We start from the raw sequence: 16,670 nt of genomic DNA, 5'->3' as shown, positions 1-16,670 counted from the left end.
ACGCATGCCGGTTGGGCTGTCCTGGACCGGGGGCTCAGTGTATCACAGAGCCCAGCTTGAAGATGGGGAGGTACATGGCGACCACCATGCCACCGACCAGCACCCCGAGCACCACCATGATGAGGGGCTCGAGCAGGCTGGTGAGGCCATCGACCATGTCATCGACTTCCTGCTCGAAGATGGTGGCTACCTTGGAGAGCATGTCATCGATGGCGCCGGACTCCTCGCCTATCATCACCATCTGGATCACCATGTCGGGGAAGAGATCCACGGTGCGCATGGCGACGTTGATCTGCATGCCGGCGACGACCTCGTTACGGATGGCCATGATGGCGGTGCGATAGACGTAGTTGCCGGAGGCACCGGCAGACGAGACCAGCGCATCCACCAGCGGGATCCCGGCTGAGAAAGTCGTGGAGAGGGTGCGGGCGAAGCGGGCCATGGCTGCCTTGTGCAGAATGGAGCCCACTATTGGTATGGTGAGGACAAATTTGTCCGTGTTGTCGCGCACCTTCTGGGAGCTTCGCCAGGCGCGCACGTAGAGAAAGATGGCGAGGGCTATGCCGCCGAAGATCGCATACCACCAGTCTTGCATGAAACGGGAGATGCCGATGACGAACTGGGTGAAGATGGGCAGCTCGGCGCCGAAGCTCTTGAAGATATCCTCGAACTGCGGGATGACGAACAGCAGCAGTATGGAGGTCACGACGATGGCCACCAGTATGACCATGGTCGGATAGAACAGCGCCTTCTTGATCTTGGACTTGAGCGCCTCGCTCTTCTCGCGGTAGATGGCGATCCGATCGTAGATGGTTTCCAGCGCACCGGATTGTTCACCCGCTTCCACCAGATCGCAATAGAGCGCATCGAAGTGGCGAGGGTGGCGGCGCAGCGCGTCAGACATGGGGGTACCGGTTTCCACATCGGCGGCGATCTGGCCGATCAGTTCCCGTACGGCCGCCTTCTCGTGACCGCGCGCAATAATTTGCAGGCTCTGTACCAGCGGCACGCCGGCGGAGAGCATGGTGGTGATCTGGCGGGTAATGACGGCGATGTCCATCGGCTTGATCTTGGCGCCGCCTTTGGAAAACATGCCCTGGCTCTGTTTGCCGACCTTGGTGACATTGACACCCTGCTTGCGCAGCTCAATCTTGACGGTGTTGATGCTGTCGGCCTGCAACTCGCCGGAGACCTTCTGTCCCTTGCGATTGACGCCATGCCAGCGGAAGGAGAAGACTTTTTTCGGAGCGTTCTGTTTTTGCGCTAATGTGGCCATCACTGCATCCTGCAATTGGGCGACGGGGGCCGGATGATATTGCTTCCTGTCCGGTTCATCTTGGCTTGAAAAACGTATCAGGGGGTGGCATCGGCCTTACCCGGGTGAATCGCTTGAGAACTTTGTGCTCAGTTGGTGGTGATCCGGTTAATTTCGGCCAGGCTGGTGACCCCCAACCTCGCCTTCTCGAGGCCTGAAGTGCGCAGATTGCGCATGCCTTCCTTCTGGGCAATGGCCGCTATTTGCAGTGAGTTGGCCCCCTGCATGATCAATTTTGCGATGTTGTCAGACATTAGCAGGATTTCATAGATACCGACTCGCCCTCTATACCCTCCGGAACACTCCTTGCAGCCAACTGGCTTGAACAGCCTAAGCCCGGCGACCAGTTGTTGCTGAGAAAACCCCATTTCCAGCAGCTCGGCATCGGGCACCACCTCGGGTGTCTTGCAGTGATCGCACAGCTTGCGGGCGAGGCGCTGAGCCATGATGAGGGTCACCGAGGAGGCGATGTTGAAGGCGGGAACCCCCATGTTCATCATCCGAGTCAGGGTCTCGGCTGCCGAGTTGGTATGCAGGGTAGACAACACCAGGTGGCCGGTCTGGGAGGCCTTGATGGCTATTTCTGCGGTTTCCAGATCACGGATCTCACCCACCATGACGATGTCCGGATCTTGGCGCAGGAAGGAGCGCAGGGCGCTGGCGAAGGTGAGCCCCGCCTTGGGATTGACCTGCACCTGGTTGATGCCGGGCAAGTTGATCTCCACCGGATCCTCGGCGGTAGAGATGTTGACCTCGTTGGTGTTGAGAATGTTGAGGCCGGTATAGAGGGAAACCGTCTTGCCCGAGCCCGTAGGGCCTGTGACCAGGATCATACCCTGAGGCTTGGAGAGGGCGCGCAGGTATTGCGCCTTCTGCCGTTCGTCAAAACCGAGTTGATCGAGGTTGAGCCGCGCCGCCGATGAGTCCAGCAGCCGAATGACGATCTTCTCGCCCCACATGGTGGGCAAGGTGTTGACCCGCATGTCCATGGACTTGCTGCGCGATATCTTCAGCTTGATCCGACCATCCTGGGGCAGGCGTCGCTCGGCGATATCGAGCCGCGCCATCACCTTGAGACGGGCCGCGAAGCGGTTGGCCAGATTGACCGGTGGTGTGGCGACCTCGTGCAGTATGCCGTCGACTCTAAAGCGGATCCGGTACTTGGTCTCGTAGGGTTCGAAATGCAGATCAGAGGCGCCGCGCTTGATGGCATCCATCATGATCTTGTTGATGTATTTGACGATGGGAGCATCGTCGTCTGCGGTATTGACGCTCTCATCGAGCCGCGACCCCTCATCGGAGACTTCTAGCTCCGAGATCTCGGATTCATCGATATCATCCATGCCGAGGGCATCTTGCTCCGTCTCCATCAGCTTGCCGATGGCGGTGGTCAGCTTGCTCTCTTCAACCAGCAAGGCTTCGGTGTGCAGACCGAAGCTGAAGCCAAAGTCCTCCAATGCCGACACGTTGGTTGGGTCCGACATGGCGATATAGAGGGTGTGGCCCTGGGTATAGATGGGCAGTACATGATGTTTCTCAATCAGCTTCTGATTGAGGAACTTCTGCGGGATCTCGGCCAGGTCGAAGGCTGCAAGATCCAGCAGAGGTACCCCATATTCCAGCTCACAGAAATCGGCCAGTGCCTTGCTATCGAGAATATCGTTTTCGATCAGGAAGGTAACAAAAGGTTTATGCTGCGCCTTGGCCTGGCTCAGGTAGCGCAGTGAGTCCGGCTCACTGAGGAGGGAAGAGGCGGCCAGGCTGGTAGCCAGGCCGCTATTGGGGCTAGAGGTCATGCGTTAGCAAACACCAGCAGCCACACAAGTACCGACAGAACCCGATGGGTTGGCAGTCCAGTTAACTTTTCCAGACGCAATATTGGGTACAAGGATATAAGTGTATGCAGTACCACCAAAAGCAGTTGATACACCTGTTGCTGTAATGGCGTTGGTTGTGTCGTTTACGGCTACTGATGCGACGTTACCATTTGCAGCAGTGATTGCCGCGGGAACTCCATTTGTACCTGCATCACAGCTCCCCATTGCGGTCGCTCCAGTGGTTTGAACACATATTTCTATTGCGCTTTTATAAGGGGCTGCGGCTGTTACAACTTCAGTAAAACGAGCCTTCTGGGTGTAATTCTGGTAGGCCGGCAACGCAATTGCGGCCAAGATGGCAACGATCGCGACCACAATCATCAATTCAATTAGCGTAAACCCTGACTGTTTTTTCATGTCAAATATCCTTTTTTCCATGGTTCCTGAGAATTGCCGGTGGAAGTCTATCCACACGTCAGTATCTTATCTGAGCGCTTAGAGTTGGCAACAGAGGCAAGCTCCTTGTTGATGGTTTTTCTGTCATTTGGTGAAAATCGCTGGAAAATCAATGCTTAAATAGTGTCTATTGACTCTGGCTATAGTCGAGGAGGGCCCATCTCCACACTCCTTATGTCGTTGGATCCTGCATAAAGAAAAGGCGCCGATGGCGCCTTTTGCAAGTTTCGAGTCCTGTTATATCTGGCAGGGCTCACGGGAGCCTCTTGTTCCGATGAGTTCAGACAAACCGCATCGACAGATCCAGTGCTCGCACGTGTTTGGTCAGGGCGCCCACAGAGATAAAATCGACGCCGGTAGCGGCGTACTCGGCCAGGGTTTCTAGGGTCACATTGCCGGACACCTCCAGCTTGGCGCGTCCCCGGTTCAGGGCAACCGCCTCGCACATCCTGGGCACATCGAAGTTATCCAGCATGACGATATCGGCATTGGCTGCCAACGCTTGCTCCAGCTCGGCCAGCGACTCTACTTCCACCTCGACCGGTTTACCCGGATTGAGGCGGCGGGCCTCGGCGATGGCCTCCTTGATACCACCACAGGCGAGGATGTGGTTCTCCTTGATGAGGTAGGCATCGAACAGGCCGATACGATGGTTCTTGCCACCGCCGCAGGTGACGGCATATTTCTGGGCGCTGCGCAGACCGGGAAGGGTCTTGCGGGTGTCGAGCAGGCGGCAGTTGGTTCCTTCCAGCTCGGCTACATAACGGGCGGTGAGGGTGGCGACGCCGGAGAGGGTCTGCACGAAGTTCAGTGCGTTGCGCTCGCCGGTCAGCAGTGTGCGAGCGGGGCCATAGAGCCGGAACAGCTCCTGATTGGGGGAGAGGCGCTCACCATCTTGCACCAGCCACTCAACTCTGACTTCGCCGCCGAGCTGGGCAAATACTTCATCCACCCAGGGTTGGCCGCAGAACACGCCGGCCTCACGGGTGATGACCCTGGCGGTCGACATGCGATCGGCCGGGATCAGCTGGGCAGTGATATCGGCGCTGGCATCCGGTTGATCCAGTGCGGTGAGGGCGTCGCCCAAATCTTCGAGTAGTGCGGCGCGCACGGCGCGGCTGATGTCCTGTTGTAACATGCCTTATTCCTGCAAGGGTCTGAGAAGCAACTGCCTGTCTTTCTGGCGCAATTCCAGTCGGCCTAGGGCATTCATGCCCACCAGGATCTCCTCCCCGTCGGCCACCGGATTGATAAAGACGGACAAATCGTACAGGGTCAGTGGGCCCATCGCCAAGCTTTCGATCTGGCCGGTCTGCACCTGGATCTCACCCGCCGCGGTATTGACCCGGCTACGACCGGTGACGACGAGACCGAGACGTTCTGCCACCTGGCCAGGTACCGTCACCCGGGTGGCGCCGGTATCGAGCAGCAGTTGCACCGGCTGGCCGTTGATGGCACCCTCCAGACGATAGTGGCCGCTGGCATCGGCCTTGAGCAGTAGATCGCCACTGGCGGTCACCGTGGGTTTGGCGCTGGAGTAGAAGTAGAGCGTCAGCAGCCCCAGCAGGGAGAGCCAGGCGAGCAGCCAGAGACGGCGGGCCATCGGGTGCATATGGGGTCCAGTGCCTTGCAAGTGATGGCTCAGCCTAACACAATTTTATCCGTGTATTCAGACGCTTGTTCCCGGTTTATTGCGGGGCCTGCCACCCCGTTACGGGCCATACTTCCATTGTGAGTCGAGTAGACGATGACCCAACCGACAGCTATTTTTGCCATCGATGTTGACGGCTGGTGCGAGCAGGCCCGCCGGGTGCCATCGCCCCATCACAATGAACGCAGCCGTCCGGACGATATCTCCCTGCTGGTGGTGCACGGCATCAGCCTGCCGCCGGGGCAGTTTGGCGGCCCCTGGATAGACGATCTCTTCCTCGGCAAGCTGGATCCCGCCGCTCATCCCTATTTCAGCGAGATCCATCAGCTGCGAGTCTCTGCCCACTGCCTGATCCGCCGCGATGGCGAGCTGGTGCAATACGTGCCGTTCGGCGCTCGCGCCTGGCATGCCGGGGTATCGAGTTGGGAGGGGAGGGAGGCCTGCAACGACTTCTCCATCGGTATCGAGCTGGAAGGCACAGACGAGCAGCCTTACAGTGTTCAGCAGTACCAGGTGCTGGCGAGCCTCACTCGGGCCATCTCCCACCAGTATCCCGCCATCACATCCGATCGCATCGTCGGACATTGCGACATAGCGCCGGGTCGCAAGACGGATCCGGGCGACAGTTTCGAATGGCAGCGATATCGTCAACTCCTCGGCGTCGAGTAAAAAACCTAAACTTTAGTTTGTGTTTTTAAAATCAATGGTTTGCCTTTCAGGCAAGCCATTCCCCATGCTGTTGGCCAAATGTTATCTGTGACAAGTCTCATAAATATTGGTCAGACCATTTTCTATGAGCCAGGTCATAATTCCCTTCTTTTACCCCTAAAGTGGTGTCGTTCAATCTTGATTCAGATCATATTTCGGGTGGACTTTTCCCAGCCCCTCTGCTAATTTTCGCCCCAATCATAGAATTGGTAATACCAATTTAACAAAGTAGCCCCATGCCCTATATCAAGATTACTCAGCCCAAGCTGGCCGACGCCATCGTCGCCGAGCTGGAAAGCATGATTCTGGAAGGCAGTTTGCAGCCGGGGCAGAAATTGCCTCCTGAGCGTGAACTCGCCATCCAGTTTCAGGTGTCGCGTCCCTCGTTGCGCGAAGCCATCCAGCGTTTGGAAGCCAGAGGACTCTTGTATCGTCGTCAGGGCGGCGGCACCTATGTGCAGAATGCCCTGAGCAAGGGGATTGCCGATCCGCTGTTCGAGCTGCTCAGCACCCACCCGGAAGCCCAGTACGACCTGCTGGAGTTTCGTCACGCACTGGAAGGCATCTGTGCCTACTATGCCGCGCTGCGGGGGACCGAAGCCGATTTCGAACGCATTCGCCTGGCGCAATCCGCCATCGAAGAGGCAGGGCAGTTGGGGTCGCTGGTGACTGAATCCGCCGCCGTCACCCAGTTCTATCTGGCGGTCGCAGAGGCCTCCCACAACGTGGTGCTGCTGCACCTGCTGCGGGCCATGGGCCCCATGCTCGAACAGAACATTTTACGAAATAATGAGATTTTGAATCGCCGTCCGGGAGTGGTAGCCAAGATCCGTCGCCATCGTGCGAGCCTGATCGAGGCTATCCTGTCGGGGGCTCCGGAGCGGGCCAGGGCAGCTTGTCATGAGCACCTGGCCTTTATCGAGGACACCTTGTTGGATATGCAGAGGGAAGACAGCCGGATCCAGCGATCCATGCGTCGGATCCGTCAGCAGGAAAACTAATCCTAACAAGGCTTTATTGTCGAATTCTTGCGCATCTTAACCGCCGTGCAATAACAATAGGAACCAGCCATGTCTGATATCCTGAAGAACGATGTGGACCCGATAGAAACGCTGGAGTGGCTTGCCTCTCTGGAATCCCTGCTGCGTGAAGAGGGTCCGCAACGCGCTCAGTTCATCCTTGAACAGCTTGCTGAGAAGGCCCGCATCAGCGGTGTCGATGTGGCTGAAAAGGCAAATCGCGACTACATCAACACCATTCCTGCCAGCGACGAACCGGCTTACCCGGGCGACCTGGAAATGGAACGCCGCATCCGCGCCATCATCCGCTGGAATGCCATGATGATAGTGCTGCGTGCCTCCAAGAAAGATCTGGACCTCGGTGGTCACATGTCTTCCTTCGCCTCTTCCGCGACCATCTATGAAGTCTGCTACAACCACTTCTTCCGCGCTCGCAGCGAGAAAGACGGTGGCGATCTGGTTTACTTCCAGGGTCACATCTCCCCGGGCATCTACGCCCGTGCGTTCGCCGAAGGTCGTCTGACCGAAGAGCAGCTGGACAACTTCCGTCAGGAAGTGGACGGCAAGGGTATCCCTTCCTATCCGCACCCGAAACTGATGCCGGACTTCTGGCAGTTCCCGACCGTTTCCATGGGTCTGGGCCCCATCGCCGCCATCTATCAGGCTCGCTTCCTGAAGTACCTGACCGACCGTGGTATCAAGGATTGCTCCGAGCAGACCGTTTACGCCTTCCTGGGTGACGGCGAGATGGACGAGCCGGAAGCCAAGGGTGCCCTGACCGTTGCCGTGCGTGAAAAGCTCGACAACCTGGTCTTCGTGGTCAACTGCAACCTGCAGCGTCTGGACGGTCCTGTTGTCGGTAACGGCAAGGTCATCAACGAGCTGGAAGGCCTGTTCTCCGGCGCCGGCTGGGATGTCACCAAGGTCATCTGGGGTCGCAAGTGGGATGAGCTGCTGAAGAAAGACACTTCCGGCAAGCTGATCCAGCTGATGAACGAAACCGTGGATGGCGACTATCAGACCATGAAGTCCCGTGACGGCGGTTATGTGCGTGAGCACTTCTTCAACCGTTATCCGGAAACCGCCGCGCTGGTCAAAGACATGACCGACGAGGAGATCTTCGCCCTGAACCGCGGTGGTCACGACCCCCGTAAATTGTTCGCCGCCTTCTCCAAGGCTGCTGCGACCAAGGGCAAGCCGACTGTCATCCTGGCCAAGACCATCAAGGGTTATGGCATGGGCGAAGCGGCCGAAGGCAAGAACATCGCTCACCAGGTCAAGAAGATGGATCTGGGCTCAGTGCGTCACCTGCGCGATCGTTTCAGCCTGCCGGTCACCGACGAGCAGCTGGAAGAGTTGCCGTATCTGAAGATCGAAGAGGGTACCGAAGAGCACAAGTACCTGCACGCCCGTCGTGCCGCGCTGAAGGGTTATGTACCGACCCGTCTGCGTGAGAGCACCACCAAGCTGGAAATCCCGGCGCTGGATGCCTTCGGCCCGCTGCTGGGTGAGCAGGCACGTGAGATCTCCACCACCATGGCGTTCGTGCGTTCCCTGAACGTGCTGCTGAAAGACAAGTCCATCGGCAAGCGCATCGTTCCGATCCTGGCTGATGAAGCTCGTACCTTCGGGATGGAAGGTCTGTTCCGTCAGATCGGCATCTACAGCCCGCACGGTCAGCAATACACCCCGCAAGACCGCGACATCGTCTCCTACTACAAGGAAGACAAGCAGGGTCAGGTTCTGCAAGACGGTATCAACGAGCTGGGCGCCATGTCCTCCTGGCTGGCTGCTGCGACCTCTTACAGCACCAACGATTGCCCGATGATCCCGTTCTACATCTACTACTCCATGTTCGGCTTCCAGCGGATCGGCGACATGGCGTGGGCAGCCGGTGACCAGCAAGCCCGTGGCTTCCTGCTGGGCGCGACCTCCGGTCGTACCACTCTTAACGGTGAAGGTCTGCAGCACGAAGATGGTCACAGCCACATCCTGGCCGGTACCATCCCGAACTGCATCTCCTACGATCCGTCCTACGCCTATGAAGTAGCGGTGATCGTGCAGGACGGTCTGCGTCGCATGTACGGTGAGAAGCCTGAGAACGTCTTCTACTACATCACCACCCTGAACGAGAACTACGCCATGCCGGCCATGCCGGAAGGCGCCGAGGAAGGCATCCGCAAGGGTATCTACAAGCTGGAATCCGTGGCCGGTAACAAGGCCAAGGTACAGCTGCTGGGTTGTGGCTCCATCCTGGGCCACGTGCGTACCGCCGCCCAGATCCTGGCAAGCGAGTACGGCGTCGGTTCCGACGTGTTCAGCGTCACCTCCTTCAACGAGCTGGCTCGTGATGGTCAGGACGCCGATCGCTGGAACATGCTGCACCCGACCGCTGCCGCCCGCGTACCCTACATCACCTCGGTGCTGGGTTCCGAAGCCACCATCGCCGCGACCGACTATATGAAGTCCTTCGCCGAGCAGGTGCGTGCCTTCGTGCCGACCGAGAACTACCGTGTACTGGGTACCGACGGTTATGGCCGTTCCGACAGCCGTGCCAACCTGCGTCGTCACTTCGAAGTGAACGAGTTCTACGTCGTCGTTGCTGCCCTGACCGAACTGGCCAAGCGCGGTGAGATCGACAAGCAGGTTGTGGCCGACGCCATCGCCAAATACGGCATCGATGCCGACAAGGTTAACCCGCTGTACGCATAAGAGAACGGAGACGCTGTCCGGCATTGCGCCGGACAGCGTCTTGCCCGGTTCAGTGACAGTAGAAGCAAGGGACATTATCCGTTTTTGTAGTGGTTTATATGCCAAACGGACCCTTGCCAAGGTTAACGCGACAGATGCGTAAGAGGATAAAGTTCTGTATCCAGGCAGAAAGTGCCGGATATGGGGCTGCCAGGGTTAACGCGATAAACGTACGCGTAAGAGGATAAAGCACAATGTCCAAACAGATTATGGTGCCGGATATCGGTGCCGATGAAGTTGAAGTGACCGAGATCATGGTCGCCGTGGGTGACAAGGTCGAACTGGACCAGTCCCTGATCGCCGTGGAAGGTGACAAAGCCTCCATGGAAGTACCGGCCCCTGCCGCCGGTATCGTCAAAGAGATCCTGATCAAGGTGGGCGACAAGGTTGCCACCGGTTCCCAGATCATGATCTTCGAAGCCGAAGGTGCCGCCGCTCCGGCTCCCGTCCAGGCTGCTGCCCCGGTTGCCGCCGCCGCGCCGGCTGCCCCCGCTGCTGCCGCCCGCAAAGACGTGCACGTGCCGGACATCGGTGACGATGAAGTCGAAGTGACCGAGCTGATGGTTGCCGTTGGCGACATGGTTGAAGCCGACCAGTCCATCATCGCCGTGGAAGGTGACAAGGCCTCCATGGAAGTGCCGGCGCCGTTCGCGGGCCGCGTGGTCGAGATCAAGGTTGCCGCCGGCGCCAAGGTATCTACCGGTTCCCTGGTGATGGTATTCGAAGTGGCTGGTGCCGCTCCGGTTGCCGTGGCTGCGCCGGTTCAGGCTGCCGCCCCTGTGGCTGCTGCGCCTGCCGTTGCCGCCGCCAAAGAAGTCAACGTGCCGGACATCGGCGGTGACGAAGTGGAAGTGACCGAGATCATGGTCGCCGTGGGTGACAAGGTCGAAGCCGACCAGTCCCTGATCGCGGTCGAAGGTGACAAGGCCTCCATGGAAGTGCCTGCGCCGTTCGCCGGTGTGGTCAAAGAGATCAAGGTGAAGGCGGGCGACAAGGTCTCTACCGGTTCTCTGATCATGGTATTCGAAGTGGCTGGCGCCGCGCCTGCAGCCGCCCCGGTTGCTCAGGCTGCTGCTCCCGTTGCCGCACCTGTTGCTGCCGCTGCGCCGGTTGCTCAGGCCGCCGCTCCTGCTGCCGCTTCTTCCGACTTCGTTGCGAACGATGCCTATGTCCACGCCTCCCCGGCCGTGCGCCGTCTGGCTCGTGAGTTCGGCGTCAACCTGGCCAAGGTGAAAGCCTCGGGTCGCAAGGGTCGCATCGTCAAAGAAGACGTGCAGGCCTATGTGAAGGATGCGGTCAAGCGTGCCGAGTCCGCACCTGCTGCCGGTACCGGTACTGGCAACGGCATGAGCGTACTGCCGTGGCCGAAGGTGGACTTCAGCAAGTTCGGTCCGGTCGAAGAGCTGGAACTGACCCGGATCCAGAAGATCTCCGGTCCTGCCCTGCATCGCAACTGGGCCATGATCCCGCACGTCACCCAGTTCGACGAAGCCGATACCACCGAGCTGGAAGCGTTCCGCAAAGAGCAGAACCAGCTGGCCGAGAAGCAGAAGCTGGACGTGAAGATCACCCCGCTGGTGTTCATCCTGAAAGCCGCCGCCAAGGCCCTGGAAGCGCACCCACGTTTCTGCAGCGCCCTGTCCGAAGACGGCACCAAGCTGATCATGAAGAAGTACATCCACATCGGTGTGGCGGTAGATACCCCGGGGGGCCTGGTGGTCCCGGTCGTTCGCGACGTCAACAAGAAGGGTATCCATGAGCTGTCCCGCGACCTGGCCGAGATCTCCAAGAAGGCCCGTGCCGGCAAGCTGACCGCTGCCGACATGCAGGGCGGTTGCTTCACCATCTCCAGCCTGGGTGGCATCGGCGGTACCAGCTTTACCCCGATCGTCAACGCGCCGGAAGTGGCCATCCTCGGTGTCTCCAAGTCCGACTTCAAACCGAAGTGGAACGGCAAGGAGTTTGAGGCTCGCCTGATGCTGCCGCTGGCCCTGAGCTATGACCACCGCGTCATCGACGGCGCCGACGGTGCTCGCTTCATCACCACCCTGAGTGGTGTGCTGTCCGACATTCGTCGACTGGTTCTGTAAATGTAAATGAGAGGGCGAGCACAGAGCTCGCCCTTTTCACTTCTCATTTCATTAACAAAATTATAAACTTGCCCCGTTTTTTTCACGGCTGCAGCCGCCTTCTTTGGCATAAGACTGTGCTGTCCGGGGATATAGAACGACAAAGAGGTCATGATGAGTAAAGAAATCAAAACTCAGGTCGTGGTACTGGGTGCTGGCCCTGCCGGTTATTCCGCTGCCTTCCGTGCCGCCGATCTGGGTCTGGATACCGTTATCGTCGAGCGTTACTCCACCCTGGGTGGCGTCTGCCTGAACGTGGGCTGCATCCCGTCCAAAGCACTGCTGCACGTCGCCAAAGTCATCGAAGAAGCCAAGGCGCTGGCCGATCACGGCATCGTCTTCGGTGCTCCCCAGACCGACATCACCAAGGTGCGTCTGTGGAAAGAGAAGGTCATCAACCAGCTGACCGGCGGTCTGGCCGGCATGGCCAAGATGCGTAAAGTCCAGGTTGTGAACGGCTTCGGCAAGTTCACCGGCCCAAACACGCTGGAAGTGACCGGGGATGAAGGCAAGACTACCGTGACCTTCGATAACGCCATCATCGCTGCGGGTTCCCGCCCGGTGAAGCTGCCCTTCATCCCCCATGATGATCCGCGCGTATGGGATTCGACCGATGCGCTGGAACTGACTACCGTACCGGGCAAGCTGCTGGTCATCGGTGGCGGCATCATCGGCCTGGAGATGGGTACCGTGTACTCCTCCCTGGGTTCCGAGATCGACGTGGTGGAATTTGCCGATCAGCTGGTACCGGCTGCGGACAAAGACATCGTCAAGATCTACACCAAGCGAGTCGCCAAGAAATTCAACATCATGCTGGAGACCAAGGTCACCGCAGTTGAGGCGCGCGCCGACGGTCTGTACGTCTCCTACGAAGGCAAGCACGCTCCGGCCGAGCCGGTTCGCTACGACAACGTGCTGGTCGCGGTCGGTCGTGTGCCGAACGGCAAGCTGATGGACGCCGAGAAAGCCGGTGTTGCCGTCAACGAGCGCGGTTTCATCGAAGTGGACAAGCAGCTGCGTACCAACGTCGCTCACATCCACGCCATCGGTGACATCGTCGGTCAGCCGATGCTGGCCCACAAGGGTGTGCACGAAGGCCACGTGGCGGCCGAAGTCATCGCCGGCAAGAAGCACTACTTCGACCCGAAAGTGATCCCGTCCATCGCCTACACCGAGCCAGAGATGGCCTGGGTTGGTCTGACCGAGAAGGAAGCCAAGCAACAGGGCCTGAACTTCGAAGTCGCCACCTTCCCCTGGGCTGCTTCCGGCCGTGCCATCGCGTCCGATTGCTCCGACGGCATGACCAAGCTGATCTTCGACAAGGACAGCCATCGCGTCATCGGTGGTGCCATCGTCGGTACCAACGGTGGTGAGCTGCTGGGTGAGATCGGTCTGGCCATCGAGATGGGTGCCGACGCTGAAGATCTGGCGCTGACCATCCACGCTCACCCGACTCTGCACGAGTCCGTGGGTCTGGCTGCCGAAGTGTACGAAGGATCCATCACCGATCTGCCGAACGCCAAGGCCAAGAAGAAGAAATAAGCCTCCTCTTCCTGCCATGATGAAAAAGCCGCTCTCTCGAGCGGCTTTTTTGTTTTTCCATGAGAAAAGAGATTTGTTCGAGGCCTCTTGCTATGCTGAGACCTGCCACATCAAACGACGATCTACCCATGCAAGCACCCGCCATACCCGATTACGAACGACAGCGCCTCGATGCCTTGCGGCGTCTCGCCATTCTGGACAGCTCTGCCGAGGAACGGTTCGACCGTATCACCCGGATGGCGCGCAACATGTTCGAGGTCCCCATCTCGCTGATCTCTCTGGTGGATGAGGAGCGGCAGTGGTTCAAGTCCCGCTGTGGCCTGGATGCGCAGGAGACCCCCCGTGACATCTCCTTCTGCGGTCATGCCATCCTCGGCGAGGAGATCTTCGTGGTGGAGGATGCGGCCCGGGATCCGCGCTTCGCCGACAATCCGCTGGTGCTGGGGGCTCCCCACATCCGTTTCTATGCCGGCAGCCCTCTGCATATTGCCGGTGGCTACAAGGTGGGGACCCTCTGCCTCATCGACCGTCGGCCGCGCCAGCTGGACGCACGTGAGCGATCCCTGTTGACGGATCTGGCGGGCATGGTGGAGCACGAGCTGGCGGCCATTCAGCTGGCCATTCTGGATGAGCTGACCGGCATCACCAACCGTCGCGGCTTCATCATGCTGGGGCAGAAGTGCCTGCAGCTCTCCCATCGGCAGGGGCGGGAGGCGAGCCTGTTGTTCTTCGATCTCAACCGCTTCAAGGAGATCAACGATACCCTGGGACACGAGGCGGGGGACGACGCCCTGCGCCAGATGGCGGGACTGCTATCCAGGGTGTTTCGCAACGCCGATATCTTCGCCCGCCTGGGGGGCGACGAGTTCGTGGTGCTGCTGCCCGGCATCGGGCCCGAGCTGGTGTCACGGGTGCTGGTCCGCTTCGATGAGGCGCTGGCGAGCTTCAACCGGGAGGCGGGCAAACCCTATCGATTGACCTGCTCCACCGGGGTAGCCCACTACGATCCTGCGCTGCCCCCCGAGCTGGAGCTGTTGCTGCAACAGGCGGATAAGCAGATGTATCACCGCAAGAAGGGGGGCTAGCCGCCAAGCGGGTACTCGCTTTTGGCCCGGAAATGACAAGGGGACGCATGGCGTCCCCTTGTTGCATTCGAGCGGCTTACAACCGGAAGTTGCCGACCAGCTTGTCGAGCTCGCCGGAGAGCTGCTGCAGGCTGCGGCTGGACTCGGTCAGCTGATGGGCGATGTCGGCGGTCTCCATGGTGAGCTGGTTGATGTCTTCCACGTTGCGGTTGATCTCGCCCACCACGCTGGATTGCTCCTCGGTGGCGGTGGCGACCTGGATGTTCATGTCGCTGATCTGGGTGATATGGCCGGTGATCTGGCCGAGGGCCGCATCGGCCTCGTCGGCCTGGGCCACCACCGCCAGACTCTGGCTGCGGCCCTGGGTCATGGCGCTGACGGCGCGGGCGCTCTGCTCCTGCAGGCGGTTGATCATGCCCTGGATCTCGGCGGTGGAGGCGGCGGAGCGGCTGGCGAGGTTGCGCACCTCGTCGGCCACCACGGCGAAGCCACGGCCCTGCTCACCGGCACGGGCGGCCTCGATGGCGGCGTTGAGCGCCAGCAGGTTGGTCTGCTCCGAGATGCTGCGGATGGTGTCGAGGATGCTGCCGATGGAGTCGGTCTGGTTGGCCAGCGACTCGATGACGCCGGATACCTGTTCGATCTCGTCGGAGAGGCCGACGATACCGTGGCGTGCCTGGGCCACCATCAGGGCGCCTGCATCGGCCTGCTCGTTGGCCTGCTTGGCCACGTCGGCGGCCAGGGAGGCGTTGCCGGCGATCTCGCCGACGGTGGCGCCCATCTCGTGGATGGCGGTGGCCACCTGCACGGTGCGATCGCGCTGGGCGGTGCAGTTGTGCTGGGTCAGCTGGGCCTTGCTGGCCACCTCGTTGGCGGTGGCGGCGAGCTGGCGGGAGTTGCTGGCCACCTGCTCGATGGAGCCGTGGATCTTGGCCACGAAGTTGTTGAAGCCGGTCGCGACCTGGGCGAGTTCGTCTCGTCCCTCCACCTTGAGGCGCTGGGTCAGATCCCCGTCACCACTGCCGAGTTCGCGGAACAGGCGGGCCAGTTCGTTGAGTGGGCGGCTGACCGAGCCTGCCAGCAGCACGCCGAGCAGCCCCATGCCGACGGCGATCGCCAGGCTCACCAGCAGGATGTGCAAGCGGGCCCGATCCAGCTCGGCGTAGATCTCGGCCTCCGGTACCTGGGCCACCAAGTACCAGTCGAGCAGCGGAATATAGCTGGTGGCGAGCACGACCGGCTGGCCATCGATCTCGGCGTGGGTGGCGGCGAATGCCTGCTTGGTCAACAGGCCAGCGGCACTGGCCCCGGCCAGCTGGGACAGGGTATCGCGGTCGATGCGGGCGGCGTCCGGGTGCAGCTTCACCTTGCCGCTGCCATCTGTCATGAACACGAAGCCGCTGTCACCGATGCGGAAGTTGGCCAGCATGCTGACCATGCTGTCGAGGGACTTGGCGAGCCCCGCCAGGCCGCGGCCGTCGAGCTGCTGGAAGTTGACGAACAGTTTCACCTCGCCGTTGCTCTCGCGAAAGATGCTGAGCATCAGATCCTGCGGGCTCTTGGTGTAGCCGTAGAACCAGCCATCCTGCTCCGGGGTCAGGTTGCGCAGGAAGCCGTCCTGGTTGTAGTAGGCGGCGCTCTGCCGATCGGCGAAGGAGGCGGTGACCAGGCCGTACTGGGTGGTCATGTCCTTGAGCTGATCGACGAGGATGGACTCCTGCTCCTTGGGCATGCCACGGGCCACCCAGTCCAGCACGAAGCGATCGTTGGCGAGCTGTTTGGCGGCATTGGCGACCGAGGTGAGATCCTTCTCGATCTCCTTGCCGATGCGCTGGGTCAGGTTCGGCAACTCCTGCTCGAACATGCGGGCCTCGATCAGCTGCTGGGCCGAGCGCTGGCTGAAGTAGCCCACCAGCAGGCAGGAGAGCGCCACGGCCAGGATGACGGTGGCCAGAATTTTCTGTTTGAGTGTCAGGCTTGCAAACATAGGGTGACTCGGGAGTGTGGGCCGAAGGTTGAGCCCATATTAGCGGCCGCCGACCCGCGCCCTTGAGGCGATGCCGGCGTTTATTGCCGATTAACGTTTGCGCTCACATCAGGCCGGGACTGGATTGACGCCGCCCATGCTCCCGGCCGGCCGACGGGATCTTGATGAAATCTCGCCAGCACAGGCAGTTGCGGTTACAGTTCCTCATCT

General features: G+C 59.9%; 12 protein-coding genes. 6 read left to right on the top strand and 6 right to left on the bottom strand.

Going from position 1 to position 16,670, the window contains the following annotated elements; all coding sequences use genetic code 11:
* Nucleotides 1-34 precede the first annotated feature (34 nt).
* From BN1124_RS09360 to BN1124_RS09340, 5 genes are all read right to left on the bottom strand, one after another.
* Entirely contained in the window at nt 35-1,276 is a 1,242-nt protein-coding gene (locus BN1124_RS09360; protein WP_042641258.1) for a type II secretion system F family protein, read from the bottom strand.
* Nucleotides 1,277-1,404: 128 nt separating this feature from the next.
* Complete coding sequence (gene tapB / locus BN1124_RS09355; RefSeq protein ID WP_042641256.1) at nt 1,405-3,111, bottom strand: PilB family type IVa pilus assembly ATPase TapB; 1,707 nt, start codon at nt 3,109-3,111, stop codon at nt 1,405-1,407.
* Between the two features lie 3 nt (nt 3,112-3,114).
* Nucleotides 3,115-3,549 (bottom strand): type IVa pilus major pilin TapA, encoded by a 435-nt coding sequence (gene tapA, locus BN1124_RS20855; RefSeq protein WP_042641254.1) that lies wholly within the window; start codon nt 3,547-3,549, stop codon nt 3,115-3,117.
* 319 nt (nt 3,550-3,868) lie between these two features.
* Nucleotides 3,869-4,726: a carboxylating nicotinate-nucleotide diphosphorylase gene (nadC, locus tag BN1124_RS09345; RefSeq protein ID WP_042641252.1), complete on the bottom strand. Its 858-nt coding sequence runs from the start codon at nt 4,724-4,726 to the stop codon at nt 3,869-3,871.
* 3 nt (nt 4,727-4,729) lie between these two features.
* Nucleotides 4,730-5,200 carry a retropepsin-like aspartic protease family protein gene (locus BN1124_RS09340; protein WP_042641250.1) on the bottom strand — a complete coding sequence of 157 codons (471 nt, stop codon included), beginning with the start codon at nt 5,198-5,200 and terminating at the stop codon, nt 4,730-4,732.
* Between the two features lie 135 nt (nt 5,201-5,335).
* Between BN1124_RS09340 and ampD the strand changes: the two genes are divergently transcribed.
* The 6 genes from ampD to BN1124_RS09310 all read left to right on the top strand — a co-directional run bounded on the left by ampD (nt 5,336) and on the right by BN1124_RS09310 (nt 14,473).
* Complete coding sequence (gene ampD / locus BN1124_RS09335; RefSeq protein WP_042641248.1) at nt 5,336-5,908, top strand: 1,6-anhydro-N-acetylmuramyl-L-alanine amidase AmpD; 573 nt, start codon at nt 5,336-5,338, stop codon at nt 5,906-5,908.
* Between the two features lie 275 nt (nt 5,909-6,183).
* Nucleotides 6,184-6,948 carry a pyruvate dehydrogenase complex transcriptional repressor PdhR gene (gene pdhR, locus BN1124_RS09330; RefSeq protein WP_042641246.1) on the top strand — a complete coding sequence of 255 codons (765 nt, stop codon included), beginning with the start codon at nt 6,184-6,186 and terminating at the stop codon, nt 6,946-6,948.
* 69 nt (nt 6,949-7,017) lie between these two features.
* Nucleotides 7,018-9,678, top strand: a complete 2,661-nt coding sequence (gene aceE / locus BN1124_RS09325) for a pyruvate dehydrogenase (acetyl-transferring), homodimeric type (RefSeq protein ID WP_042641244.1) — start codon at nt 7,018-7,020, stop codon at nt 9,676-9,678.
* A gap of 233 nt (nt 9,679-9,911) precedes the next feature.
* A complete protein-coding gene (aceF, locus tag BN1124_RS09320) occupies nt 9,912-11,807 on the top strand; it encodes a pyruvate dehydrogenase complex dihydrolipoyllysine-residue acetyltransferase (protein WP_042641242.1) in 1,896 nt (631 codons plus the stop codon).
* Nucleotides 11,808-11,960: 153 nt separating this feature from the next.
* Nucleotides 11,961-13,388 (top strand): dihydrolipoyl dehydrogenase, encoded by a 1,428-nt coding sequence (gene lpdA, locus BN1124_RS09315; protein ID WP_042641241.1) that lies wholly within the window; start codon nt 11,961-11,963, stop codon nt 13,386-13,388.
* A 128-nt stretch (nt 13,389-13,516) separates the two neighbouring features.
* Nucleotides 13,517-14,473: a GGDEF domain-containing protein gene (locus BN1124_RS09310; RefSeq protein ID WP_042641239.1), complete on the top strand. Its 957-nt coding sequence runs from the start codon at nt 13,517-13,519 to the stop codon at nt 14,471-14,473.
* A 76-nt stretch (nt 14,474-14,549) separates the two neighbouring features.
* Here the strand turns inward: BN1124_RS09310 and BN1124_RS09305 are convergent, their stop codons facing one another.
* A complete protein-coding gene (locus tag BN1124_RS09305; protein WP_042641237.1) occupies nt 14,550-16,460 on the bottom strand; it encodes a methyl-accepting chemotaxis protein in 1,911 nt (636 codons plus the stop codon).
* Nucleotides 16,461-16,670: the final 210 nt, after the last annotated feature.

It is taken from the genome of Aeromonas eucrenophila (assembly GCF_000819865.1).
Classification (GTDB): Bacteria; Pseudomonadota; Gammaproteobacteria; order Enterobacterales; family Aeromonadaceae; genus Aeromonas; species Aeromonas eucrenophila.
This window is presented reverse-complemented; position numbering and strand designations above follow the sequence as displayed.

Coding starts and splice junctions, on each gene's coding strand:
- BN1124_RS09340 (WP_042641250.1), bottom strand. CDS start 5,200: ATGCACCCGATGGCCCGCCGTCTCTGGCTGCTCGCCTGGCTCTCCCTG.
- tapA (WP_042641254.1), bottom strand. CDS start 3,549: ATGAAAAAACAGTCAGGGTTTACGCTAATTGAATTGATGATTGTGGTC.
- tapB (WP_042641256.1), bottom strand. CDS start 3,111: ATGACCTCTAGCCCCAATAGCGGCCTGGCTACCAGCCTGGCCGCCTCT.
- aceF (WP_042641242.1), top strand. CDS start 9,912: ATGTCCAAACAGATTATGGTGCCGGATATCGGTGCCGATGAAGTTGAA.
- nadC (WP_042641252.1), bottom strand. CDS start 4,726: ATGTTACAACAGGACATCAGCCGCGCCGTGCGCGCCGCACTACTCGAA.
- pdhR (WP_042641246.1), top strand. CDS start 6,184: ATGCCCTATATCAAGATTACTCAGCCCAAGCTGGCCGACGCCATCGTC.
- BN1124_RS09305 (WP_042641237.1), bottom strand. CDS start 16,460: ATGTTTGCAAGCCTGACACTCAAACAGAAAATTCTGGCCACCGTCATC.
- aceE (WP_042641244.1), top strand. CDS start 7,018: ATGTCTGATATCCTGAAGAACGATGTGGACCCGATAGAAACGCTGGAG.
- ampD (WP_042641248.1), top strand. CDS start 5,336: ATGACCCAACCGACAGCTATTTTTGCCATCGATGTTGACGGCTGGTGC.
- BN1124_RS09310 (WP_042641239.1), top strand. CDS start 13,517: ATGCAAGCACCCGCCATACCCGATTACGAACGACAGCGCCTCGATGCC.
- BN1124_RS09360 (WP_042641258.1), bottom strand. CDS start 1,276: ATGGCCACATTAGCGCAAAAACAGAACGCTCCGAAAAAAGTCTTCTCC.
- lpdA (WP_042641241.1), top strand. CDS start 11,961: ATGAGTAAAGAAATCAAAACTCAGGTCGTGGTACTGGGTGCTGGCCCT.